We start from the raw sequence: 23464 nt of genomic DNA on the forward strand, positions 1-23464 counted from the left end.
TTCACCCGCTTTTCTTTAGCGCCAAGGCTGTGCCATCGATGATCACCTGAACGCCGTGGTCGAAGGCGTCGTCGCCGATCGTGCTGGCGCCTTCGCGAATGGCCACGAACAGCGGACCCGAGCTGTCGAGTTCCACAGGCCGCTTGCGGTCTTTGCTGGATGCCGCCTGCTCCTGCAGGACAAATCCGTTGGTGTACTGGGAAAGCGCCGTTATGGTGCGCAACGCGAGATCGGCCGGGAAGCCGCGGTCGACCATTGCGGACAGTTCGTCGTTGAACAGCTTGATCGTCTGCGGGCTCAACCAGGCGGCGTTGGCCACGATGCGAGCACCGTCGCGATGCGCGAGCAATGACTTGCGATAGGCCCTGGCTCGTCGGGCCAGCCACTCCTGCCACGTCTCGCCGTCCTCCGGTGGGCCCATTCCCGCGGCCAGGATCATGTGCTCAGCCATACCGTCCAGCAGTTCCTGTTTCGTGCGGATGTGCCAGTACAGGGCGGGTGACTGCACACCCAGCTCGGCCGCGAGCCGGCGGACGGTGAGCCCTTCCAACCCGACTTCATCGAGCAGGCGCAACGCCGTCTCGATCAACAGCTGCATGGTCAGACCGGGCCGGTTGGCTGCGCACATGGTTGACACCTTAGCGCCGCTAAGTCAGCCTTAGCATTGCTAAGGAGGGACCATGGAGACCACAATTTCGGCGGACGGCACTGATGTCCGCTTCTACGACGAAGGCCACGGGCGGGCCATCGTGATCCTGGGACCCGGACTGGACGACGGCACGCGGACCAAGAAACTCGCCGCGATCCTGGCCAACCGGTTCCGTGTCCTGCGTGTGCATCGGCGCCAGTACCGGTTGGACCTCGAGCCGTGTTCGGTGGCTCAAGAGGTCGACGACGTCATCGCGATTGCCCGGTACGTCGGCGAGCCGGTGATCATCTACGGTCACTCGTCCGGCGCGGTCGTCGCTCTCGAAGCCCTGGTGGCGTCGCCGTCGTCGTTCGCCGGTGCGGTGCTCTTCGAACCAGCGTTACCGGTCAACGGGCCTTGGACCGGGCCCGAGGTCATCAAACAGATGCGGGCGGCGATCGCAGCGGGCAAGCCCGGAAAGGCCATGGCGATCTTCACGCATCGCGCGATCGGCCTGCCGGCATGGCAAGCCCGGCTTGTCGGCGGGTTCACCGCCCTCATTCCGCACTACCGCAGGCTTGTGCCGAGCCAGATCGACGATCTCGACGCGATGCACGAGGTCGGCAACCATCTCGCTGCCTACGCTCACAACACCGTGCCCACTGTGCTGGTTGGCGGAGGCCGCAGCCCGGAACGACTCACCTCGGTGGTGCACGCCGTCGCCAAGGCAATGCCGCGCACCGAAACATGCATGCTGCACGGACGTGACCACGGCGCGGATCTCAAGGCGCCCAAGGAGATCGCTCAGGTCATCGCGGCCCTGGCCGACAAGGTCAGCTGACCGACTTCAGCAACTCGTTGAGCTGGTGGATCATCCGGGCGCTGTCGGCCGGGAAGAACGTGCCGCCTTCGACGTCGTCCTGGTCGATGGACTGCACGAGATAGCGGCCCGCGTCCGTGTCGATCCAGCCGAGGCCGGGGGCCTGGATGACGTGACCGTTGCGGTCGCGGCCGGTCACCACGAAATGGCCTGAGCCAAGGCGTTTGCGGCGCAACATCTCCTCCGCGCCACGCATCTGTGCCGGGTTGGCGGTTTGCGTGGGGCGGGCAATGGGTTGGCGGAAGCCGCCTTGCTCGTCGTCCACGCGCACTGGCTGAGCCTTGGGACGCGTCACGGTCACTGATTGGCCGGGCCCGGCTTTCAACGGGGGCAGCAGCGCCGCGATGCTGCGGGCCAAGCCTTCCGGGCGGATCATCTCGAACTTCAGCAGCTGGTCGTCCTGGACGACGACCATGCCGCGTCTTGCCGTGACCGCGCCGCGGGCGTAGACCTTCTTGCCGCCATCGACGTCGCCCATCACAGCCACCGCGACCTGGTAGTCGTTGAAGAGGCGCAGGGCTGCCGTCACCTCAGGGCCGAGGCCCTGGTGGTCGGCGAGCCCCCGGTTGATCAGGTCGTCCCTGATCGCGCCCGCGATCCGCACCCGGTCCTCGGCGAACTCACCGAAACTCGGAATCGTGAACGGGTAGACCCGGCAATTGAGCTGCAGTCCCTCGGACAGGATGTCGACCGCCGCGAAGGACAACCCGAACGTCGTGGGCATTTCCCGCCAATCTTCTGCTGCGCGCTCCGCAGCAGCACGTTACCAACGACCTACGCCGGAGGTGCAGCGAAAAGCAGAGTCCGGTTGCGGCCCGCGGTCTTGGCGGCCAGCAACGCCAGATCGGCCGCGTTCATCACCTCTTCGAGGGTGGTGCCGTGGTCCGGGTGCGCTGCCACGCCGACCGACACGGTCACGGTGCCGAGGCCCTCCACTGCGAAGCCTTCGACGCGGCGGCGAATGCGTTCGGCGATCGCCATTGCATCGTCCTGCGTCGTTCCCGGCAGCAGGATCACGAATTCCTCGCCACCGAACCGCCCCACCATGTCGGTGGCCCGCACTTCGGATTTGAGCACTTCGGCGACGCCTTTCAAGTGTTTGTCGCCGACCAGATGGCCGTACCTGTCGTTGATCGATTTGAAATTGTCGAGGTCGAGCATCAGCAGTGCGGCGCTCTCGCCGCGCGCCAACCACGCGGTGGCGTCATTCGACCAGGCCGCGGAATTGAGCAACCCAGTTTTCGGGTCCGCTCGCGCCTGATCCCGCAACTGACGAATCAGCACAGTTCGATGCATCACCAGAGTTATCCCGATGATCAGCAGAAGCACAATCGGCCAGTCGACAAGCGCCCACGCGAGCACGATGCCAAGCGCGATCGCCGAAGCCTCCACTGCGTAATCCGCGGACACAGCCGTGCGGTCGGCCACTTGGATGGCAGCCCATTTGAAGATCAGGAAGACCAGACCGGCCCCGACGACCAGAGCGAACGAGGCGATGTCGCGCGGCATGTGCTCGAACGTGGTGTCGGTGACCATCGCGAAGAACGCGCTCGCCGCGTAGCCCGCGACAATCGTCGCCGCCGCACGGAAGGTCCTGTCGCACAGCTCGTCCGGCCGGACACGCACCCATTGCGCGAAGTACGAAACGGTGATCACCAATGCCGAGAGAACCGGGTGCAGCAGCAGTATCGCCGCGAACATCCACACCGAATTAAGGTCGAAGAAGGCTCGGCCCGCCGTCCGCACGGACAGTTCGGTGTAAAGCAGCGCACAACTGGCGAGCAGCACAAACGGAAGCAGATTCGCCGACGGGATCGGAATCAGTGACAAAGCGACGACGACACCGGCCACCGCCAGCAAGTCAATGCCAAGCACATATCCGATCCGTCCCCAGCGCCGAACCCCCAGTCGGCCGATCTGGTCCGCCATGGAGGCACCGTAACGGACCCCATGGTGCGCGTCACTCCGACATTAGGGGCATACAAAGCACTGAGAGCTTTTTGTAAACCCTATGACAGAACACGGAAACCAACACGTTCAGCATCACTCGGCGACCGGAACCACACCTCCGCGACAATCCGGTCAAACTGCGGGTTGTCCTGCGTGCAGTAACGCAGCGCGGTGACGCTGGCCTTGACGTTGAACTCCGGCGCGGGAGCACCGCCGCCCGGCAGCGGCATCGCCGACCCAGGCCCGAACGGCCCTGGCGGGACGAATTCGTCCGACCCGGCAACAGCGGCCTCGTCCTGTTGGTCAGCGACCGGCACGACCGGCTCGAACAGCGACCGGCTCGAATCCTGCTCGGCGGCCGGAGCCGCGACCGGCTCGAAGCGTTGCGTCGCAGCCGGTTCGACCACATCGACCGGCTCAGGATCCGGCAGCTTCGGCGGCTCGATGTGCTGTGGCAGCTCCGGCTCGTAGTGCTGGACGGGTTCCGGTGCCGGCGCGTCCGGCTCGTAGTGCTGGACGGCTTCGGACGCTGGCTCAGGCTCCGGCTGAGCGGGCGTCTCGTTGTCCAGTGACCGGATCATCCCGTCCGGGATCGGCGTGGTGTGCTGGGTGAAGATCGTGCCCTGGGCATCCACCTGCTCGTCGTCCTCGACGTCGGTGATCAGGTGCGGGTCCGCCTCTTCCGCTGTGCCGTTGATCGAGCCCGAAATCGGCGCTTCCTTGGCGAACCAGTCCTCACCCGACGACTCGGCCTTGTCGGGCATCCGCAGGTCCGCGGGCGGCACGAAAACCGTGGTGCTCTCGGTGAACTGGCGGAACGGGGCGTCCGACAGCTCGGTGTCGCTCTCGTCCGGGATCGGCGGCTCGGGCGGAGCCTGCGGATCCAACCGCGAGGAGAAGGAATGCTGAGGCTGCGGCGGCAGCTCCGGCGGAGCGATCGGCATCGGTGGCGGTGGCAGCTCGGGCGGAGCGGTCGGGCCAGGCTGTGCGGACGCCGGCATGGGCGGCGGGGGCAGCTGCGGCGGGCGGATCGGCTGCTGGACCGGAGCGTGGTGCTGCGGCGGCGCCGGTGGTGCCTTTGGCGTGTCGAAAAGGTCGTCGAGGAACCTGTCGGCTTCCTTGCCCGTCGGCGGGCCGACCGGCTCGGCCACCCGAGTCGGTTGCCTGAACTCACGCGGCTGGTTCGAGCCGGCGTCCTCCAGCTCGCCGACACGCTTGCGTATCGGCCTGACCAGCAACAACCATGTGAACAGCACGCCTAGCAGGAACGACCCCAGGCTCCATAGCCAGACCTGGCCGAAGATCTGCATCCACTTGCTCCCTCGTGGTCCCCACCCCGTTTCCACCCTACGGGGTGAATGGATCACAGCCTTAGCGGGTCCGCTCGATGACGTACCGCGTCAGCAGCTCGAGGGCGTCGCGGGCAGGGCTGTCGGGCAGCGGCGCGAGTGCGGTGTGCGCACGCTCGGCGTACTGCTCGAGGGTCTCCCGTGCCCGCTGCATGCCTTTCGAGCCACGCAGCAGTTCAAGTGCTTCCTCGACCTCGGCGTCGTCGGAGATCGGTCCGGCGAGCAGCTCGGCGAGGCGGTCGTTGCCGTCCACGGACAATGCGTAGATCATCGGCAGGGTCTTCACGCCCTCCCGCAGGTCGGTGCCGGGGGTCTTGCCCGATTCGGCCGCGGGTGACGCGATGTCGATGATGTCGTCGGAGATCTGGAACGCCGCACCGATGATCTTGCCGTATCGGTGCAACGCCTCGGTCTGCTCGGGGGTGGCATTGGAGAACATGCCCGCGTAGCGACCGGCAGTGGCGATCAGCGAACCGGTCTTCTGGCCGATGACGGAGAGGTAGTGCTCGACGGCGTCCTCGCCGGGCGCCGGTCCGACGGTCTCCCGCATCTGGCCGGTGACCAGCTCGGAGAACGTCTCGGCGATGATCCGCGCGGCGTCGGTGCCGAGGTCGGCGACCAGGCCGGAAGCGTGAGCGAACAGGAAGTCACCGGTCAGGATGGCGATGGTGTTGTCCCACCGGGCGTTGACGCTGTCCGCGCCACGCCGCATGGTCGCCTCGTCCATCACGTCGTCGTGGTACAGCGTCGCCAGGTGCACCAGCTCGACGGCGGCAGCCGCGGTGATGACCTCCGGCAACGGCCCGTCGGCGATGTGTGAGGAGATCAGGGTGAACAGCGGGCGGAAGCGCTTGCCACCCGCGTTGACCAGGTGCAAGGCAGCCTCGTCGATGAACGAGACATCGCTGTCGGCGACCCCGTGCAGGATCTTCTCCACGTCGGAGAGGGCCAGGCCAACGGCCCGCACCAGGTCAGGATCGGCCGCGCCCAGACCCAAAGGCAGGCGCGGGTCAGGAACGGCAGGCGTCTGTTCAGCTGTCACGTCGTTGTCGCTCCCCCGGCAGCAGTGGTACCAGTCCGCCCAGCGTAAACGCTGATACGGCCGGGAGACCGGTCAGGGCTGGAGACCGTGGCGCAGAGCACGCTTCCAGGTTACGGAGGGTATCCGGAGCACACCACCATCGGGATTTTTGCTGTCCCGGACGAGCACTAAGCCCGGGTCGTCGAGGTTCACCTCGACACACTCGCCGTTGGGGTTGCTGCGGGTGGACTTGAACCAGCCGCGAGACGGTATGCGCAACTCGCCACCATCAGGGTTCTTGCTGTCCCGAACCCGGATTAAGCCAGGGCTGTCGAGGTTCACCTCGACACAGCTGCCGTTCGGGTTGCTGAGGCTCGACTTGAACCACCCACGCGTCATTCCAACTCCCTGAGCACCTCGCGAATCAGTGCCAGCGAGTCCTTTCGATTCAACGCTCGTTCCATCGCGTCGTCCAAGCTGGCGGTCGCCTCCAGAACTTTACTTCGCTTGTCGACAAGCGCTTGTGAGGTAACGGTTTCCTGCCACAACACCTTGGGCAGCCTCGACGAGGCGAAAGTGAACAGTTCCGCCGAGTTGCCGATCAACGGATGAGCCCCGGCGGTAAACGGCATCACTCTGACATCTACCTGTTCCGCGGCCAGCTCGATGAGGTGCTCAAGCTGTGCCCGCAGGACAGCGGATCCCCCTACCCGCTGCAGCAGCGCGGCCTGTCCCAACACCACCGAGATGTCCAGGGAGTTGTCCCCCGACAGCCGCCTTTGCCTGCGCAGGCGCGATTCCACACGCTGGTCGACGTCAACTGGCCGGATATAAGGGCCACCACCCTTGATCATCGCTCGGGCGTAGTCAGCGGTCTGCAGCAGGCCAGGAATCACCTCGCTTTGGTAGATCTGAACCCTGGCCGCGCCCGCTTCCAACCCGAGGAAGCGGATGAATTCGTCCGAGTAAATGTGCTCGTAGTCGTGGTACCACTCGCGGCGATCTGCGCCTGCGCGCAGGCGCTCCAAATAGGACACCTCATGGTCGTAGAGCTCGTAGACCTGGGCGACATCCGGCAGCTTGAACGCGGCCAGCTTGCGCTTGCCGCTCTCGATCGCGGACAAGTTCGGGCCGCCCACGCCGGTCGCCTTGCCCGCGGCCGCGACGGTCATGCCGAGTTCTTCCCTGCGCTGTTTCAGGCGAATGCCCAGCTCCCACGCTTGCACGGTGCTTGAGGTCGGGTTTGATGTCGGCTCAGCCACCTGTCGTGCGCCTTCTTTCACTCGATCGTGGATTGCGGGCCAGATAATTATCTGACACGGTTGATGGCAATGTTCTCACAGGAGGTTTGAGATGAGCACCCGATACGGCTTCACCCTGTTCGACCTGCGCAAGCAGGATCTGAACCGGGCTTATTACGAGATCGTTCACCAGCTTGAAGTCGACCCGGCCGAGTTCGGCCTTGAGGTGCTGGCGAAGCGACTATCCGCTTGGGCGATGGAAGTGCTCCGGGCCGAGGACGCTCAGCTCGGCATGTACAGCGCCGAACTCAGCACTCTCGACGACCAGGACGAGCCCGACAAGTACCTCTACGCCGTGACCATATGCCAAAACGGGTCCGACCAAGTTGTCACCTGGCCGGACCCGCGTGGGTTCCTCAAGGTCTAGAAGGCGAACGTCCCCGTCCCCGCCCAATCCAGGGCAAAGGCAGGCACGAGCCCCAGAACCAGCGTGACGAGCACGCCGAGGGTGATAGCCGCAGTGGTGAACGTGCCGGGCACGGTCACCGTCGGGCCGTCGGGTGCGGGGTCGCTGAAGTACATCAGCACGATCACCCGCAGGTAGAAGAACGCCGCCACGGCCGAGGCGATCAGCGCGATCACCACGAGCGGGGTCATGCCGTCCTGGATACCCGCCGAGAACACTACGAACTTGCCAATGAACCCGCTGGTCATCGGGATACCGGCCATCGCGAGCAGCAAGAACGTGAACACCGCCGCGAGTACCGGCGACCGCTTGGCCAGACCGGCCCACTGGGACAGGTGCGTGGCCTCACCGGACGAGTCGCGCACCAGGCTCACCGCACCGAACGCCGCCAGCGTGGTGAAGCCGTAGGTCAACAGGTAGAACAGCGTGCCGGACAGGCCTTCCGGACGAAGGGCCAGCGCACCGACGAGCAGGAAGCCCGCGTGGGCGATCGACGAGTACGCCAGCATCCGCTTGACGTCGGTCTGAGTAAGACCCAGCACCGCGCCGATCACCATCGAGGCGATGGCGACGACCCACAGCACGCCGCGCCATTCCCAGCTGGTCGACTCGAAGCCGACCGTCAGCACACGCAGGATGCCACCGAACGCTGCCACCTTCGTGCACGCGGCCATGAAGGCCGTGATCGGCGTCGGCGCGCCCTGGTACACGTCGGGCGTCCACGCGTGGAACGGACCGACCGACGCCTTGAACAGCAGACCCACGACCAGCAGACCGAAGCCACCGAACAACAGCGTGTCGGACGCCGCCGAACCCGCTGCCGCGTTGGCGATGTCGGCCAGCTTGACCGAACCCGCGTAGCCGTAGAGCAGTGCCAGGCCGTACAGGAAGAAGGCCGAGGCGAAGGCACCGAGCAGGAAGTACTTCACCGCGGCTTCCTGCGAGATCAGCCTGCGCCGCCTGGCCAGACCGCACATCAGGTACAGCGGGAGGCTGAGCACCTCGAGTGCGATGAACATCGTCAGCAGGTCGTTGGACGCGCAGAAGATCATCATCCCGGACAGCGCGAACAGCGTGAGCGGGAAGACCTCGGTCTGCATGCCGCCCGACTGGGCCTGCGCCCGGTCCTGCAGCGTGCCCGGGCGGATGCCGGCCGTCGCGACGAAGGCGCCACCACGCTCGACCGTCCGGTCAGCGATCAGCAGGATCGCGGCGAGGCCGAGGGCAAGCAGCGTGCCCCACAGGAACAGTGCCGGCCGGTCGACCGCGATGGTCCGGTACAGCGTGGTCAGCCCGCGCTGCGGCGAGTCGGTGACGTAGACGATGAACGCCACGCCTGCCGCCACGATCGACAGCAACGACAGCGTGACCTGTGCGGCCCACCGGCTTGCCTTGGACACGAACGCCTCGACCAGCACGCCGATGCACGCCGCGCCAAGCAGGATCAGGATCGGCAGGATCGCCGCGTACTCGATCTGCGGCGCGTCGATCGGTGCCTGCGTTGGTGGTTGTAGAGCCAACACGTCACTTGCCTCCCACTGGGTCGGCCAGGCCGACCGACTGCAGCGTTGCGTCCACCGTCGGCTGGAGCACGTCCAGCACCGGCGCCGGGTAGAAGCCCAAGAAGATGATCAGGATGACCAGCGGGGCCAGCACGACCTTCTCGCGCACGTCCAGGTCCTTGAGCTTTGCCTTGGCCGGGTCGGTCGCGGTGCCGGGGCCACCCGCCACACTGACCAGAGCGTTGCCGCGCACCGGGCCCTGGAACACCCGCTGGTACGCCCACAGCACGTAGGCCGCGGCGAGGATCATGCCGACCGCGCCGAGGATCGCGTAGACCGGAGCGTTCGGGTACGACCCGACCAGCACAAGGAACTCGCTGATGAAGGAGTTCGTGCCGGGCAGCGACAGCGCCGCGAGACCACCGAAGAGGAACAGCCCGGCGAGCACCGGGGTCGCCTTCGACATGCCGCCGTAGTCGGAGATCAGGCGCGAGTCGCCGCGCGCGATCACCATGCCCACGACCAGGAACAGCATTCCGGTCGCCAGACCGTGGTTGACCATGTACAGCGCCGAACCGGCGATCGACTGGGTCGAGAAGGCGAAGATGCCAAGGCCGATGAACCCGAAGTGGGCGATGGAGATGTACGCCATCAACCGCTTCATGTCGTTCTGGCCGGTGGCCAGGATCGCGCCGTACAGCAGCCCCAGCACCGAGAGGATCAGCACCAGCGGCGCGAGTTCCTGGCTGGCCGCCGGGAACAACGGCAGGCAGTAGCGCAGGAAGCCGAACGTACCGATCTTGTCGAGCACACCGACCAGCAGCACGCCGGTGCCGATCGGGGCTTCGGCGGTCGCGTCGGGCAGCCAGGTGTGCAACGGAACCAGCGGCGCCTTGATCGCGAACGCCACGAAGAAGCCGAGGAACAACCAGATCTGCGTACTCAGCGGCGCCTGGTCCATCACGTTCGACAGCGTCTGCCAGTCCAGCGTGCCGACACCGTTGTTGTAGTCGGCGCTCACCACGTACAGGCCGATCACCGACGCGAGCATGATCAGCCCGCCGAGCAGCGAGTACAGGAAGAACTTCATCGCCGCGTACTGCCTGCGCGGGCCGCCGAACCGGCCGACCAGGAAGTACATCGGGACCAGTACGGCCTCGAAGAACACGTAGAACAGGAACACGTCGGTCGCGGCGAACACGCCGACCATGCCGGTCTGCATCACCAGCAGCAGCGAGTAGAAGCCCGCCGCACCACGGCCTTCCGGCAGTTTGTCGGCCCACGAACCGCCGATCACGATCGGCGTCAGGATGCCGATCAACGCGATCATCGTCAGCGCGATGCCGTCGATGCCGAGCGAGAAGTGCACGCCGAACGCCGGGATCCAGTCGACCGACAAGGCCAGCTGGATCCGGGAACCGTTGGGCACGAAGGTGATCCACGCCGGGATGACCAGGATCAGCTCGACCAGGGAGACCGTCAGCGCGGTCACCTTGGCCATCCGGTCGTCCTTCAGGAAGGCCACCACGATGCCGCCGAGCAGCGGCAGCAGGAGCAGCGCGAGCAACAGACCCGAGCCGCCGCCGGACGTACCCGCGATCATCGCGGCCGGCTGTGTGTTCATCAGGAGAACCTCACCATCAGCAGCGCGGCGACCACGAGGATCCCGCTTGCCAGCATGCTCAGCGCGTACGAACGCACGAACCCGGTCTGCAGCCGGCGAAGTCTGCCGGAGCTACCGCCGAACGAAGCCGCGATCCCGTTCACCATGCCGTCGACGCCCTTGTTGTCCACATAGACCAGTGCGCGGGCCAGCCAGGTACCCGGCTTGGCGACCAGTGCCTCGTTCAACGCGTTGCCGTACAGGTCGGCGCGGGCCGCACGGACCACCGGCGAGACCCTGGCGGGCTTGACCACCGGGACGTCCCTGCGGCCGACGATCAGCCAGGCCAGCAGCACACCGAGCACCGACAGGCCGATCACCAGGATCTGGATCATGCCGTGCGAGAGGACGCCGTGCTCGACTTCCTGCAGCGGCTGCAGCGACGGAGCCAGCCAGTTGACGAACCGGTTGCCGCTGGTGAAGAAGAAGCCGGCGCCGACAGAGCCGATCGCCAGGATGATCATCGGAACGGTCATCACGGACTTGGACTCGTGCGGATGGAAGTCCGAGCCGTCCTCGGCCTTCAGCTCTTTCCAGCGCTGCTTGCCGAAGAAGGTCATCAGCACCAGGCGGGTCATGTAGAACGCGGTCAGCCCGGCGCCCAGCAGCGCCGCGCCGCCGAACACCCAGGCGCGCCAGCCTTCCTGGCCGAACGCGGCCGCGATGATCGCGTCCTTGGTGAAGAAGCCGGAGAACGGCGGGATACCGATCAGCGCGAGGTAGCCGAGCAGGAACGTGCCGAAGGTGATCGGCATGATCCGCCACAGGCCGCCGTACTTGCGCATGTCCACTTCGTCCTTCATGGCATGCATCACCGAACCGGCCCCGAGGAACAGTCCGGCCTTGAAGAAGCCGTGGGCGACGAGGTGCATGATGCCCAGCGCGTAGCCGAACGGGCCGAGGCCGACCGCCAGGATCATGTAGCCGATCTGCGAAACGGTCGAGTACGCCAGGACTTTCTTGATGTCGTCGTACGCGCAACCGATGATGCATCCGATCAGCAACGTGATCGCGCCGATGATGATCACGACCAGGCGGCCGTCGGCGGTCAGGTTGTAGATCGGGTTGGCGCGGGCGATCAGGTAGACACCCGCGGTCACCATCGTCGCGGCGTGGATCAGGGCCGAGACCGGAGTCGGGCCCTCCATCGCGTCCGGCAACCACGCCTGCAGCGGGAACTGGCCGGACTTACCGCAAGCACCCAGCAGCAGCAGGATCGTGATCGCGGTGACCGTGGCGGGCGACAGCTCGCCGATCCGCGCGAACACCTCGCTGTACTGCGTGGTGCCCAAGTTCTTGAACAGCAGGAAGATCGCGATGGCCAGGCCCACGTCACCGACGCGGTTCATCAGGAACGCCTTCTTCGCGGCGGTGGCCGCGGACGGGCGGTTCTGGTACCAGCCGATCAGCAGGTAGGAGGCGAGACCCACGCCTTCCCAGCCCAGGTACAGCGTCACGAAGCTGTTGCCGAGCACCAGGATCAGCATCGCCGCGACGAACAGGTTCAGGTACCCGAAGAACCGGCGCCTGCCGTCGTCGTCGGCCATGTAGCCGACCGAGTAGATGTGGATCAGCGACCCGACACCGGTGATCAGCAGCACGAACGTGATCGACAACGGGTCAATCCGCAGTCCGAAGTCGACAGTCAACGCGTTCACGTCGATCCAGGAGAACAGCTTGGTCTCCTGGATCTGACTGCTGCCGGAGTCGAAGAACAGCGCGATGCCGTATGCGAACGAGGCGACAACCGTGGCGATGCCGAGCAGGTGGCCCCACCCGTTGGTGCGACGGCCGCCTACCAGCAGGACGAGTGCGCCGAAGGCGGGCAGCGCGATGAGAAGCCACGCCGAGCTCGCCAGTCCGCTCGCCGGGATCACCTGCTCGGCGGCGGCAAGGCTGAGATTCTGGGACACCTGCTACCCCTCTAGTACTTCAGCAAGTTCGCGTCGTCGACGGACGCGGTCCGACGCGTGCGGAAGATGGACATGATGATCGCCAGGCCGACAACGACCTCGGCTGCGGCGACGACCATCACGAAGAACGCCATCACCTGGCCGTCCAGCGAACCGTTGATCCTGGAGAAGGTCACCAGGGTCAGGTTCACCGCGTTGAGCATCAGCTCGACGCACATGAACACCACGATCGCGTTGCGCCGGACCAGCACGCCCACCGCGCCGATGGTGAACAGCAGCGCCGAGAGCAGCAGGTAGTAGGTGGGGGTCACTTGTCACCCTCCTCTGTCGAGGCGGCCTTCAGCGCGTGCGCGTCCGGGCCCGGGATGGCACCAGCGACGGTCTCGATGTCCGCGGCCAGTTCACGCGAGGCCGTGGCCTCGATGATCGCCGACACCGATTCCGGCGCGATCGAGCCGTCCGGCAGCAGGGCCGGGACGGCTACCGAGTTGGCCGTGGCGTACACACCGGGACCGGGCAGCGGGCTCGGCCGGTCGTGCTCGCCGCGGAAGCGCGCGTCCGCGAGCTCCCGCTGGGTGTTGCGCTTCTTGCCGGTGTAGCCCAGCACCATCGCGCCGACCGCGGCGGTGATCAGCAGCGCCGAGGTGAGCTCGAACGGGAACAGGTAGTCGCTGAAGATCGAGCGGCCGATGTTGGCGACGTTGCCGCCGCCCGCGTTCTGCTCGTTCAGCCCGACCGGCCGGACCGAGGTCAGTGCCTCGGCCACGCCGGAGACCAGCAGGCCGGCCAGTCCGATGCCGAGGATCGCCGCCCAGACCCGTTGCCCGCGAAGGACTTCGACAACCGAGTCGGAGGAGTCACGGCCGACCAGCATCAGCACGAACAGGAACAGCATCATGATCGCGCCGGTGTAGACGATGATCTGCACGAAGCCGAGGAACGGCGCCTGCTGGATCATGTACATGATGCCGAGCGACAGCATGGTCATCACCAGGAACATCGCCGAGTGCACGGCGTTGCGGGCGAAGATCATGCCGAGCGCGCCTGCCAGCGCGAGCGGGGCGAGGATCCAGAACGAGATCGCCTCTCCCTGCGAGACCTTGGCGACTTCGGCGGCCTGGGCCAGGAGAATCCCGTTCACTTGTGCTCCTCCAAGCCCGCCTGCTTGGCCAGCTCAGGACCCTTCACGTAGTAGTCCTGCTCGGTGTCGCCGAGCCGCATCGGGTGCGGCGGCATCTCCATGCCCGGCAGCAGCGGGGCAAGCAGGTCTTCCTTGGTGAAGATCAGTACCTGGCGGTTGTCGTTGGCCAGCTCGTACTCGTTGGTCATGGTGAGCGAGCGGGTCGGGCACGCCTCGATGCACAGGCCGCAGCCGATGCACCGCAGGTAGTTGATCTGGTAGTCCGCGCCGTAGCGCTCACCCGGGGAATAACGCTCTTCCTCGGTGTTGTTGCCACCTTCGACGAAGATCGCGTCCGCCGGGCAGGCCCACGCGCAGAGCTCACAGCCCACGCACTTCTCCAGCCCGTCCGGGTGCCGGTTGAGCTGGTGCCGTCCGTGATACCGAGGTGCGGTGACCTTCTTGACCTCGGGGTACTTCTCGGTGGCCACCTTTTTGAACATCATCCCGAAGGTGACGCCGAAACCCTTCAGCGGATCAAGAAACCCCATCGTCGCCCTCCTTTGCGCCAGCCGCGACGGTCTGACGCCTGCCGGCACGCGAGCGGGCCTGCTTGGTCCGCCTCGGTTTGCTCGGAATCTGCAAGTCGATCGGCGGCACCGGGAAGCCACCGCCGGACAGCGGCACGCGGCCCGCCCTCGGGTCCCTGCGGTCCGGGATCATCATCACCAGGGCGATCAGCAACAGCACGCCAAAGCCAAGGGAGATCAGGATGCCGGTGGTGCCGAGCGAGTCCCACGCGTTGATCACGGTGAGCACCACGATGAACACCAGGCTCACCGGTACGAGCAACTTCCAGCCCAGCTTCATGAACTGGTCGTAGCGGTAACGCGGGAGCGTGCCGCGGATCCAGATGAAGAAGAACAGCGCCAGGCCGACCTTGGCGATGAACCACAACATCGGCCACCAGCCGGTGTTGAAGTAGTTGTTGTTGATCAGCGAGATCGGCCACGGGGCCATGTAGCCGCCGAGAAACAGCGTCGCGCCCATCGCCGAGACGACGATCATGTTGATGTACTCGGCGATGTAGAAGATCACGAACTTCATCGAGCTGTACTCGGTGTGGAAGCCCGCGACCAGCTCGGACTCGCCTTCCGGCAAGTCGAACGGGGCCCGGTTGGTCTCACCGACCATCGAGATCACGTAGATGATGAACGCCGGGAACAGCGCCACCCCGAACCACAGGCCGTGCTGACCGTCGACGATGTCACCCAGCGACAACGAGTGCGTCTGCAGGATCACCGCGACGATCGACAGACCCATCGCGATCTCGTACGAGATCACCTGCGCGGCCGAACGCAGACCACCGAGCAGCGGGTACGGAGTGCCGGATGACCAACCCGCGAGCACGATGCCGTAGACACCGACCGACGACGCCGCCAGCACCACGAGCACACCGACCGGCAGGTCGACCAGCTGCAGCACGGTCTGCTCACCGAAGATCGACACCTGGCCGCCGAACGGGATCACCGAGAGGCCGATCATCGTCGGTGCCAAGGCAAGCACCGGAGCGATCCGGTAGGTCACCTTGTCGGCCGTGCGCGGAATGATCTCTTCCTTGAACGGCATCTTGATCGCGTCGGCGATCGGCTGCAGCAGACCGAACGGACCGACCCGGTTGGGACCAGGCCGGTTCTGCATCCGGCCGATCAGCCGCCGCTCGGCCCACACCGTGATCATCGCGGTGAGCAGCGCGAACAGGAAGATGAACAGCACCTTCAGCAGGATCAGCCAGATCGGGTCGTCGGCCAGCAGCTCTGCCCTGGTCATGCGGTCCCTCCTGGGTGGACGTGCACGGCGCTGCCGTGCACGGCTCCGAGAGTGCGGCGAACCGTTACGTCGCCGGAGTTTCCTGGCAGCCACACCACGCCGTCAGGCAGGTCCGCGTACTCGAACGGCACGGTGACCGCACCCCGGTCGGTTTCGACCGTCACGGTTTCCGCCTTGTCGACACCGAGGACCGCGGCCGTGTGCTCGGACAGCCGGGCCACCACGCGCCGGGCGGTCCCGGCCAGGTGCGGCTCTTCGTCCTGCAGCGAACCGTTGTCCAGCAGCTGACGCCACGTGGCGAGCAGCGCCTGGCCGTCGCTCTGCGGCAGGCCCGCCTGGCGCGACTCGACGTCCGGCGCGGTTGCCTTGGCAGTGCTCGTTTCGCCGAGCCTGGCCAGGTCGCCCGCGGCCGCGGTCGGCGTCTGGGTGAACAGGTCGGCGTCCATCTCGACCGCGAGCGTGTCCAGCACCCGGCAGTCCGGCAGCGCGCCGGTTCCGTCCAAAGTGGTGCCGAACTCGCGGCGGCGGCCTTCCCAGTTGAGGAAGGTTCCGGCCTTCTCGACCGACGGGGCGACCGGCAGTACGACGTCCGCGAACGCGGTCACCGCGCTTTCCCGCAGCTCCAGGCTGAGCACGAAGTCAGCTGTCTGCAACGCTTCCAGGGCCCGGTCCGGGTCCGGCAGGTCGTACGGGTCGACGCCGCCGACGACCAGCGCAGTCAGTTCGCCCTTCGCTGCGGCCTCGATGATGCCGCTGGTGTCGCGGCCCGGGGTCTCGGGCAGCGAACCAGGCTCAAGGCCCCATGCCTGCTCGACCTCGGCGCGAGCCGCGGCGTCGGCGACGAGCCTGCCGCCGGGCAGCAACGTCGGCAGCGCACCGACTTCGACCGCACCACGCTCTCCAGCGCGCCGCGGGATCCACGCGATCTTGGCGCCGGTCTTGGCCGACAACCGCAGCAGAGCCGAGAACAGGCCCGGGACCTGCGCGGCGCGCTCGCCGACCAGAACCACCGAACCCGGCTTGCCCAGGCCTTCGGTCACGTCCGCCGCGTGCTGGTCCAGCGCGTCCACCGCGGCTGCCTCACCGCCGGGCGGCGTGGCGAGCAGCGTGCCGAACGTCTTCTCGACCGCGGGGGACGTCCACTGTCCAATGTGGAAGACCTTGGTCCTGCCCCGGCGAGCCGCCTTGCGCAGCCGCAGGAAGACGATCGGCGCTTCCTCCTCGGGCTCGAACGCCACGCACAGCACGGTCGGCGCGGTCTCGATCCCGGCGAACGTCACGCCGGTCTCCGGCGTCGTACCGACCACAGTGGACGCGAGGAACTCCTGCTCCTCGACCGAGTGCGGCCGGGCGCGGAAGTCGATGTCGTTGGTGCCCAAGGCAACCCGGGCGAACTTCGAGTACGCGTACGCGTCCTCGACGGTCAACCGGCCACCGGTCAGGACACCGGCGTTGCCACGGGCCTTGCTCAGTGCCTCGGCCGCGACCTGCAGGGCCTCGGTCCAGGAAGCGTCCTTCAGCTCACCGGTCGCCTTGTCCCGCACCTTCGGCCGCAGCACGCGGTTGGGAGCGGTGGCGTACCGGAACGCGAAGCGGCCCTTGTCGCAGATCCACTCCTCGTTGACCTCGGGGTCGTTGCCGGCGAGCTTGCGCATCACCTTGCCGCGCCGCCAGTCCGTGCGCTCGGCACAGCCGGAGGAGCAGTGCTCACACACGCTCGGCGTGGACACCAGGTCGAACGGCCGCGACCGGAACCGGTACGCGGCGCTGGTCAGCGCACCGACCGGGCAGATCTGGATGGTGTTGCCGGAGAAGTACGACTGGAACGGCTTCTCCTGCGCGATACCGATCTGCTGCTGCGCGCCACGCTCGAGCAACTCGATGAACGGGTCGCCCGCGATCTGCGCGGAGAACCGGGTGCAGCGCTGGCAGAGCACGCAGCGCTCGCGGTCCAGCAGCACCTGGGTCGAGATCGGGATCGGCTTGGGGAACGTCCGCTTCTTGTCCACGAACCGGGAGTCCGTGCGGCCGTGCGCCAGCGCCTGGTTCTGCAGCGGGCACTCGCCGCCCTTGTCGCAGATCGGGCAGTCCAGCGGGTGGTTGATCAGCAGCAGCTCCATCACGCCCTGCTGCGCCTTGTCGGCGACCGGGGACGTGAGCTGGGTCTTGACCACCATGCCGTCGGCGACCGTGATGGTGCAGGAGGCCTGCGGCTTGGGCATCGGCCTGCCGCCCATCTCCACCTCGACCAGGCACTGGCGGCAAGCACCGGCCGGGTCGAGCAGCGGGTGGTCGCAGAACCGGGGAATCGTGATCCCCATCCGCTCGGCGGTCCGGATCAGCAGCTCGCCCTTGGGGGCGACCACCTCGATACCGTCGATGACAAGCTTCACGTGCCCCTCGGGGACGACAAGCTCGTTCTTCTCGGGTGCAACGGTCATCAGTTCGCTCCCGCCAGTGCAGGCTTGCGGTTCTTCTCGCGGTTTTTCTGGCACAGCGCGAGGAACTCGTCCCTGAAGTACTTGATCCCGCTCTGGATCGGGCTGACGGCACCGTCACCCAGCGCGCAGAACGACCGGCCGAGCACGTTGTCGCAGACGTCCAGCAACGTGTCGATGTCCTCTTCGGTGCCGTTGCCGTCGACCATCCGCTCGAGGATCTGCGTCAGCCAGTACGTGCCCTCCCGGCAGGGAGTGCACTTGCCGCAGGACTCGTGCTTGTAGAACTGGGTCCACTTCATCACGGCCCACGGCACGGAAACCGTCTCGTTGAAGACCTGCACGGCGGTGGTGCCGAGCATCGAGCCAGCTTCCGCGGCGCCTTCGAAGTCCAGCGGGACGTCCATGTGCTCCGCGGTGAACATCGGAGTGGAGGATCCGCCAGGGGTCCAGAACTTCAGCGGGATGCCGTCCTTCATGCCGCCTGCCATCTCCAGCAGCTGGCGAAGGGTGGTGCCCAGCGGGGCCTCGTACTGGCCCGGCTTCTCCACGTGCCCGGAGATCGAGTAGATCTTCGGGCCGGGCGACTTCTCGGTGCCCATCTTGCGGAACCAGTCCGAGCCGCCGTTGATGATGTAGGGAACCGACGCGATCGTCTCGACGTTGTTCACTGTGGTGGGAGCGGCGTAAAGCCCTGCCGCCGCCGGGAAGGGCGGCTTTAGGCGAGGCTGGCCACGGCGGCCCTCCAGCGAGTCGAGCAGAGCCGTTTCCTCGCCGCAGATGTACGCGCCCGCACCGGCGTGCACCGTGATCTCGAGGTCGTAGCCGGAGCCGAGGATGTTCGTGCCGAGGTATCCGGCGGCCGTGGCCTCCGCGACGGCCTGGTTGAGCCTGCGGATGCAGTGCAGGGCCTCACCGCGCACGTAGATGAAGCAGTGGTGGGAGCGCATCGCGTAGGACGCGATGATGCAGCCTTCGATCAACGAGTGCGGGTCCGCCATCATCAGCGGGATGTCCTTGCAGGTTCCCGGCTCGCCCTCGTCGGCGTTGATCACCAGGTAGTGCGGCTTGTCCTCGTTGGGCGGCATGAAGGACCACTTCAGGCCGGACGGGAAGCCCGCACCACCGCGGCCGCGAAGGCCGGAGTCCTTGACCACCTGCACGATCTGCTCCGGCGTGGCGCCAAGAGCCTTGCGTACGGCGGTGTAGCCCTCCAGCTGCTCGTAGGTCTGGATGGACCAGGAGCGGGGAGACAGCCAGCGCTTGGTGAGTACCGGCGTCACCGGGTCGACTGTGCTCATTTCTTCTCCAGGTCGGGGAACGCCACGGTCGCCGGCATGGCCGGCGCGGTCCAGCCGCGGTCCTGCGCCAACTGCGCGCCCGCGAGCGTCTCCGTCGCCTGCGACGGACCGTCCACATCGGACTCGCGCTCGAAGAAGCCCGCCAGCTGCAGCGACACGTCCTTGAAGTCGGTCAGCGGGGCGCCCCGGGTCGGTGCGGGCTTCTCGCCGCGCCGCAAGGCATCCACCAGCTCGACCGCCTTGTCCGGCGTCTGGTTGTCGTAGAACTCGTAGTTCACCTGGATCACAGGCCCGAGGTCGCAGGCCGCCAGGCACTCCGCGTGCTCGATCGTGATCGAGCCGGGCTCGCCAGGCGTACCAGCGGTCTCCTCGTGGCCGAGCGGCTTGCCCGGCTCACCGAGGTGCTCACGCAGCCTGGCGTAGATGCTGTCGCCACCGAGCGCAGCGCACAGGGTGTTCGTGCACACGCTGACCAAGTGCTCGCCGCAAGGCTTGCGCTTGTACATCGTGTAGAACGTCGCCACCGCGCTGACCTCGGCAGGCGCGAGTTCCAGCTGAGTCGCGCAGAACTGGATCCCGGCCTGGCTGACGTAGCCCTGCACCGACTGCACCAGGTGCAGCATGGGCAGCAGCGCCGAGCGGGACTGCGGGTAGCGGGCGATGATCGCCTGCGCCCTGTCCACGATCCCGTCGAAGACGCTCAGGTCCTCACGGATCTCGGTGACCAGCTTCTCCGTCTCCGCCTCAGGAAGCACGGACGCGACCGCCGCTTCCCGCGAGTCGTCCACAGTCGACTGGAAGGTGGGCTCGCTGCCGACGGTGGAACCGCCGTAGGTCTGCCCAGGTCCAGAAGTGGTCATCGGTCCACACCGCCCATGACTGGATCGATCGAAGCGACCGCGGCGATCAGGTCCGCGATCAGCCCGCCCTCGGCCATGGCGGGCATTGCCTGCAGGTTCACGAAGCTTGGTTCGCGGGCGTGCACGCGCAGCGGCCTGGTGCCGCCGTCGGAGACCAGGTGGTAGCCGAGCTCGCCGCGCGGCGACTCGATCGGCTGGTACACCTGGCCCGCGGGCACCTGGAAGCCCTCGGTGACCAGCTTGAAGTGGTGGATCAGCGACTCCATCGACTGGCCCATGATCTTGCGGACGTGCTCGAGCGAGTTGCCCATCCCGTCCGGGCCGATGGTCAGCTGCGCGGGCCACGCGACCTTCTTGTCCTCGACCATGACCGGGCCCGGCTCGAGCAGCTTCATCGTCTGCTTGATGATCTTGAGCGACTGGGACATCTCCTCCATGCGGATGAGATAACGCGCCCAGCAGTCGGCGTCGGTGGACGTCGGGACCTCGAAGTCGACCTCGTCGTACGCCAGGTACGGCTCGATCTTGCGCTGGTCCCACGCCAGACCCGCGGACCGCAGCACCGGGCCGGTGATACCGAGCGCCAGGCAGCCGTCCAGCGGCAGGTAGCCGACGTTCTTCAAGCGGTTGCGCCACACAGGCTGTCCAGTGAACAGCTTGTGGTACATGGCGATGCGCTCTTCCATCGTCTTGACGAACTTGGTCAGGTAGTCCTTCCAGTCCTCCGGAAGGTCCTGAGCCACACCGCCAGGACGGATGAACGCGTGGTTCATCCGCAGGCCGGTGATGTACTCCAGCGTGTGCAGCAGCACCTCGCGCTCACGGAAGCCAAGCGCGGCAGCGGTCGTGGAGCCGAGCTCCATACCGCCGGTGGCCAGGTACACGAAGTGCGACGAGATCCGGTTGATCTCCAGCAGCAGCTGGCGGATCAGCTGCGCGCGGCGCGGAGCCTCGATGCCCAGCAGCTTCTCGACACCCATGCAGTACGCGGCTTCGTGCGACAGCGGAGCCAGGTAGTCAGTGCGCGTGATGAACGTGACGCCCTGCGTCCACGTCCGGTACTCGCAGTTCTTCTCGATCCCGGTGTGCAGGTAGCCGATCACCGCACGGGCCTGGGTGACGGTCTCGCCCTCGATCTCGATCACCAGGCGGAGCACGCCGTGCGTGGACGGGTGCTGCGGGCCCAGGTTGATCACCATGCGCTCGTCGTGCGTGGCGTCCTCGAGCACCTGGTCCCAGTCGCCACCGGTCAGCGTGTAGACCGGTCCCTCGGTGGTCTGCCTCGGTTCGGCGGCGTACGGGTCGCCGGTGGCGGCGCTCGCGTCGGGTGTGGTGGCGTCAGTCGGGTTAGTGGTCACGAGTAAGACCTCCGCTGGTCGGGCGGTGGGATCTCCGCGCCCTTGTACTCAACCGGGATGCCGCCGAGCGGGTAGTCCTTGCGCTGCGGGTGGCCGTCCCAGTCGTCCGGCATGAGGATCCGGGTCAGCGCCGGGTGGCCGTCGTAGACGATCCCGAACATGTCCCAGGCTTCGCGCTCCTGCCAGTCGGCCGTCGGGTAGACCTCGACGACGCTCGGCACGTGCGGGTCCTCGACATCCAGCGCGACCTCGAGGCGGATCCGGCGCCGATACGTCATCGATGTCAGGTGGTAGACCGAATGCAGCCGCTGCGGCACGTCGACGCCGTAGTCGACGCCGGAGACCGAACTGCACAGCTCGAAGCGCAGCGCGGGCTCGTCACGCAGGATCCGGCAGATCTTCAGCAGGTGTTCACGGGCGACGTAGTACGTGATCTCGCCGCGGTCGACTGTGACCTGCAGGAGCGCTTCGGCCGGGACGTTGCGGCGGGAGAACGCCGCCATCATCTCGTCGGTGACCTCGTCGAACCAGCCGCCGTAAGGGCGCTCGGCCGGAGGCGGGCTGTACGCGGGCAGCCGCAGGCCGCCGAAGCCAGAGGTGTCACCGGAGTCGGAGACACCGAACATGCCCTTGCGGGACTTGCCCGCGACCACACCGGGTTTCGGGGCCGTGTCACGGGCTTCGAGGCCGGGCTCCGGCCGTTCAGCGCTCGACTGCTCGTCGCCTGGGGTAGTCACCGCTCAGCCCTTCTTCTTGGCGTAGCGCTCGGAGGACGGGATCAGCTCGGCAGGCTGGAAGCCCTGCTCGGCCAGCTTCGCGGCCCGGCGGGCACCCAGCGGCTCCTCGGAGATCCGCTGGTGCAGCTTGAGGATCGCGTCGAGCAGCATCTCCGGGCGCGGCGGGCAACCAGGCAGGTAGATGTCGACCGGGACGACGTGGTCGACACCCTGCACCACCGCGTAGTTGTTGAACATGCCACCGGACGAGGCGCAGACACCCATCGCGATGACCCACTTGGGCTCGGGCATCTGGTCGTAGATCTGGCGCAGGACCGGGGCCATCTTGTTGGTGACCCGGCCGGCCACGATCATCAGGTCGGCCTGCCTAGGGCTGGCGCTGAAGCGCTCCATGCCGAACCGGGCGTAGTCGTAGCGGGCGCCACCGACGGTCATCATCTCGATCGCGCAACAGGCAAGACCGAACGTGGCGGGCCACACGGAGTTCTTCCGTGCCCAGTTCACCAGCTTTTCCAAGCCGGCCAGCATGACTCCGTTGGGGAGGAGCTTCTCTTCGATTCCCATGCTTGCCCCTCTAGTTCCAGTCCAGTCCGCCGCGGCGCCAGACATACGCGTAGGCGAAGCCGACGGTCGCGATGAACAGGACGATCTCCACCAGGCCGAACGCACCCAGAGCGTCCGCGGTGACCGCGAACGGGTAGAGGAAGACCATCTCGATGTCGAACAGGATGAACAGCATCGCGGTCAGGTAATAGGCGACCGGAACGCGGCCGCCGCCGACAACCGGCTGCGGTGACGGTTCGATGCCGCACTCGTACGCCTCGAGCTTCGCCCGGTTGAACCGCTTGGGCCCGACCAGTGCGCCGAGCGTGGCCGAGACCCCCGCGAACAGCGCTCCCAGTGCGAGCAGGAACACCAACGGAAGGTACGAGCCGAGTTCCGAACCACCGCTCTGTGCCAGCACGCTCACGCCGTCGACCATTGACAACGCCGTCCTTTCCCCGCGCATCGATCGCCCTCGTCGGCACCCTAAGGGGTCTTGCTCACACCCCTGGCGGTTAGGCACGCCTAACAAGCCATGCCATTCCCCGCCCTTTCGGGCCCCGACCAGCGCGAACGCTTGTCGCCGAGCTTGTGAAAGTCTTCACAAGCTGTCTCGTGAAGCTGTGAAGCGATTCACAAGACGTGACGGAAGTGTAGGACGTGC

The 23464-nt window shown here is 66.5% G+C and carries 23 protein-coding genes; 2 read left to right on the forward strand and 21 right to left on the reverse strand.

Annotation, left to right across the window (positions count from 1 at the left end; all coding sequences use genetic code 11):
- Position 1: 1 nt before the first annotated feature.
- On the reverse strand, positions 2–628 hold the full coding sequence (locus B9C43_RS13215) for a TetR/AcrR family transcriptional regulator C-terminal domain-containing protein (protein ID WP_084426445.1): 627 nt from the start codon (positions 626–628) through the stop codon (positions 2–4).
- A gap of 52 nt (positions 629–680) precedes the next feature.
- Between B9C43_RS13215 and B9C43_RS13220 the strand changes: the two genes are divergently transcribed.
- Positions 681–1469 carry an alpha/beta fold hydrolase gene (locus tag B9C43_RS13220; RefSeq protein ID WP_084426447.1) on the forward strand — a complete coding sequence of 263 codons (789 nt, stop codon included), beginning with the start codon at positions 681–683 and terminating at the stop codon, positions 1467–1469.
- On the opposite strand, the gene B9C43_RS13225 is transcribed toward B9C43_RS13220, so the two are convergent.
- The 6 genes from B9C43_RS13225 to B9C43_RS13250 all read right to left on the reverse strand — a co-directional run bounded on the left by B9C43_RS13225 (position 1462) and on the right by B9C43_RS13250 (position 7090).
- The gene (locus B9C43_RS13225; protein WP_084426449.1) at positions 1462–2232 is read right to left on the reverse strand and encodes an ESX secretion-associated protein EspG; all 771 of its coding nucleotides are present in this window, start codon (positions 2230–2232) and stop codon (positions 1462–1464) included. The two genes, B9C43_RS13220 and B9C43_RS13225, sit on opposite strands and share 8 nt — an antisense overlap.
- Positions 2233–2282: 50 nt before the next feature.
- Positions 2283–3437, reverse strand: a complete 1155-nt coding sequence (locus B9C43_RS13230) for a GGDEF domain-containing protein (RefSeq protein WP_084426452.1) — start codon at positions 3435–3437, stop codon at positions 2283–2285.
- A gap of 80 nt (positions 3438–3517) precedes the next feature.
- Entirely contained in the window at positions 3518–4768 is a 1251-nt protein-coding gene (locus B9C43_RS57510; RefSeq protein WP_084426454.1) for a sunset domain-containing protein, read from the reverse strand.
- A 61-nt stretch (positions 4769–4829) separates the two neighbouring features.
- Positions 4830–5849, reverse strand: coding sequence for a polyprenyl synthetase family protein (locus B9C43_RS13240; protein ID WP_084426456.1), 1020 nt, complete (start codon positions 5847–5849; stop codon positions 4830–4832).
- A gap of 72 nt (positions 5850–5921) precedes the next feature.
- Positions 5922–6227 (reverse strand): DUF397 domain-containing protein, encoded by a 306-nt coding sequence (locus B9C43_RS13245; RefSeq protein ID WP_084426459.1) that lies wholly within the window; start codon positions 6225–6227, stop codon positions 5922–5924.
- Entirely contained in the window at positions 6224–7090 is an 867-nt protein-coding gene (locus B9C43_RS13250; RefSeq protein WP_235038584.1) for a helix-turn-helix domain-containing protein, read from the reverse strand. The genes B9C43_RS13245 and B9C43_RS13250 overlap by 4 nt, the downstream gene beginning before the upstream one ends.
- A gap of 91 nt (positions 7091–7181) precedes the next feature.
- Here B9C43_RS13250 and B9C43_RS13255 point away from each other — a divergent pair, with 91 nt between their 5' ends.
- Positions 7182–7496 (forward strand): hypothetical protein, encoded by a 315-nt coding sequence (locus tag B9C43_RS13255; protein WP_033390937.1) that lies wholly within the window; start codon positions 7182–7184, stop codon positions 7494–7496.
- Here the strand turns inward: B9C43_RS13255 and nuoN are convergent.
- From nuoN to B9C43_RS13325, 14 genes are all read right to left on the reverse strand, one after another.
- On the reverse strand, positions 7493–9058 hold the full coding sequence (nuoN, locus tag B9C43_RS13260) for an NADH-quinone oxidoreductase subunit NuoN (protein ID WP_084426461.1): 1566 nt from the start codon (positions 9056–9058) through the stop codon (positions 7493–7495). The two genes, B9C43_RS13255 and nuoN, sit on opposite strands and share 4 nt — an antisense overlap.
- 1 nt (position 9059) lies before the next feature.
- Positions 9060–10661 (reverse strand): NADH-quinone oxidoreductase subunit M, encoded by a 1602-nt coding sequence (locus B9C43_RS13265; protein ID WP_235038585.1) that lies wholly within the window; start codon positions 10659–10661, stop codon positions 9060–9062.
- Positions 10661–12559, reverse strand: a complete 1899-nt coding sequence (gene nuoL, locus B9C43_RS13270; RefSeq protein ID WP_084428078.1) for an NADH-quinone oxidoreductase subunit L — start codon at positions 12557–12559, stop codon at positions 10661–10663. Before nuoL ends, B9C43_RS13265 begins: the two co-directional genes overlap by 1 nt.
- A 65-nt stretch (positions 12560–12624) precedes the next feature.
- Complete coding sequence (nuoK, locus tag B9C43_RS13275) at positions 12625–12924, reverse strand: NADH-quinone oxidoreductase subunit NuoK (protein WP_033390939.1); 300 nt, start codon at positions 12922–12924, stop codon at positions 12625–12627.
- Positions 12921–13754 (reverse strand): NADH-quinone oxidoreductase subunit J, encoded by an 834-nt coding sequence (locus tag B9C43_RS13280; protein ID WP_143446307.1) that lies wholly within the window; start codon positions 13752–13754, stop codon positions 12921–12923. The genes nuoK and B9C43_RS13280 overlap by 4 nt, the downstream gene beginning before the upstream one ends.
- On the reverse strand, positions 13751–14284 hold the full coding sequence (gene nuoI / locus B9C43_RS13285) for an NADH-quinone oxidoreductase subunit NuoI (protein WP_084426463.1): 534 nt from the start codon (positions 14282–14284) through the stop codon (positions 13751–13753). The genes B9C43_RS13280 and nuoI overlap by 4 nt, the downstream gene beginning before the upstream one ends.
- Positions 14271–15563, reverse strand: coding sequence for an NADH-quinone oxidoreductase subunit NuoH (gene nuoH, locus B9C43_RS13290; RefSeq protein WP_084426465.1), 1293 nt, complete (start codon positions 15561–15563; stop codon positions 14271–14273). Before nuoH ends, nuoI begins: the two co-directional genes overlap by 14 nt.
- A complete protein-coding gene (locus B9C43_RS13295) occupies positions 15560–18004 on the reverse strand; it encodes an NADH-quinone oxidoreductase subunit G (protein ID WP_084426467.1) in 2445 nt (814 codons plus the stop codon). Before B9C43_RS13295 ends, nuoH begins: the two co-directional genes overlap by 4 nt.
- On the reverse strand, positions 18004–19302 hold the full coding sequence (gene nuoF / locus B9C43_RS13300; RefSeq protein WP_084426469.1) for an NADH-quinone oxidoreductase subunit NuoF: 1299 nt from the start codon (positions 19300–19302) through the stop codon (positions 18004–18006). Before nuoF ends, B9C43_RS13295 begins: the two co-directional genes overlap by 1 nt.
- On the reverse strand, positions 19299–20162 hold the full coding sequence (gene nuoE, locus B9C43_RS13305) for an NADH-quinone oxidoreductase subunit NuoE (RefSeq protein ID WP_033390944.1): 864 nt from the start codon (positions 20160–20162) through the stop codon (positions 19299–19301). The genes nuoF and nuoE overlap by 4 nt, the downstream gene beginning before the upstream one ends.
- Positions 20159–21520, reverse strand: coding sequence for an NADH-quinone oxidoreductase subunit D (locus tag B9C43_RS13310; protein ID WP_084426471.1), 1362 nt, complete (start codon positions 21518–21520; stop codon positions 20159–20161). The genes nuoE and B9C43_RS13310 overlap by 4 nt, the downstream gene beginning before the upstream one ends.
- A complete protein-coding gene (locus B9C43_RS13315; RefSeq protein ID WP_084426473.1) occupies positions 21517–22257 on the reverse strand; it encodes an NADH-quinone oxidoreductase subunit C in 741 nt (246 codons plus the stop codon). Before B9C43_RS13315 ends, B9C43_RS13310 begins: the two co-directional genes overlap by 4 nt.
- Positions 22258–22260: 3 nt before the next feature.
- Positions 22261–22821 carry a NuoB/complex I 20 kDa subunit family protein gene (locus tag B9C43_RS13320; protein WP_033390947.1) on the reverse strand — a complete coding sequence of 187 codons (561 nt, stop codon included), beginning with the start codon at positions 22819–22821 and terminating at the stop codon, positions 22261–22263.
- A gap of 10 nt (positions 22822–22831) precedes the next feature.
- Positions 22832–23239, reverse strand: a complete 408-nt coding sequence (locus B9C43_RS13325; RefSeq protein ID WP_051897227.1) for an NADH-quinone oxidoreductase subunit A — start codon at positions 23237–23239, stop codon at positions 22832–22834.
- Between the last annotated feature and the right edge of the window lie 225 nt (positions 23240–23464).

The organism is Kibdelosporangium aridum (genome assembly GCF_900176515.1).
Taxonomy (GTDB): Bacteria; Actinomycetota; Actinomycetes; order Mycobacteriales; family Pseudonocardiaceae; genus Kibdelosporangium; species Kibdelosporangium aridum.

Excerpts from the sequence above, each read along its gene's own strand:
- B9C43_RS13215 (WP_084426445.1), bottom strand. The coding sequence starts at position 628 with ATGTGCGCAGCCAACCGGCCCGGTCTGACCATGCAGCTGTTGATCGAG.
- B9C43_RS13220 (WP_084426447.1), top strand. The coding sequence starts at position 681 with ATGGAGACCACAATTTCGGCGGACGGCACTGATGTCCGCTTCTACGAC.
- B9C43_RS13225 (WP_084426449.1), bottom strand. The coding sequence starts at position 2,232 with ATGCCCACGACGTTCGGGTTGTCCTTCGCGGCGGTCGACATCCTGTCC.
- B9C43_RS13230 (WP_084426452.1), bottom strand. The coding sequence starts at position 3,437 with ATGGCGGACCAGATCGGCCGACTGGGGGTTCGGCGCTGGGGACGGATC.
- B9C43_RS57510 (WP_084426454.1), bottom strand. The coding sequence starts at position 4,768 with ATGCAGATCTTCGGCCAGGTCTGGCTATGGAGCCTGGGGTCGTTCCTG.
- B9C43_RS13245 (WP_084426459.1), bottom strand. The coding sequence starts at position 6,227 with ATGACGCGTGGGTGGTTCAAGTCGAGCCTCAGCAACCCGAACGGCAGC.
- B9C43_RS13255 (WP_033390937.1), top strand. The coding sequence starts at position 7,182 with ATGAGCACCCGATACGGCTTCACCCTGTTCGACCTGCGCAAGCAGGAT.
- B9C43_RS13265 (WP_235038585.1), bottom strand. The coding sequence starts at position 10,661 with ATGAACACACAGCCGGCCGCGATGATCGCGGGTACGTCCGGCGGCGGC.
- nuoI (WP_084426463.1), bottom strand. The coding sequence starts at position 14,284 with ATGGGGTTTCTTGATCCGCTGAAGGGTTTCGGCGTCACCTTCGGGATG.
- nuoH (WP_084426465.1), bottom strand. The coding sequence starts at position 15,563 with ATGACCAGGGCAGAGCTGCTGGCCGACGACCCGATCTGGCTGATCCTG.
- B9C43_RS13295 (WP_084426467.1), bottom strand. The coding sequence starts at position 18,004 with ATGACCGTTGCACCCGAGAAGAACGAGCTTGTCGTCCCCGAGGGGCAC.
- nuoF (WP_084426469.1), bottom strand. The coding sequence starts at position 19,302 with ATGAGCACAGTCGACCCGGTGACGCCGGTACTCACCAAGCGCTGGCTG.
- nuoE (WP_033390944.1), bottom strand. The coding sequence starts at position 20,162 with ATGACCACTTCTGGACCTGGGCAGACCTACGGCGGTTCCACCGTCGGC.
- B9C43_RS13320 (WP_033390947.1), bottom strand. The coding sequence starts at position 22,821 with ATGGGAATCGAAGAGAAGCTCCTCCCCAACGGAGTCATGCTGGCCGGC.
- B9C43_RS13325 (WP_051897227.1), bottom strand. The coding sequence starts at position 23,239 with ATGGTCGACGGCGTGAGCGTGCTGGCACAGAGCGGTGGTTCGGAACTC.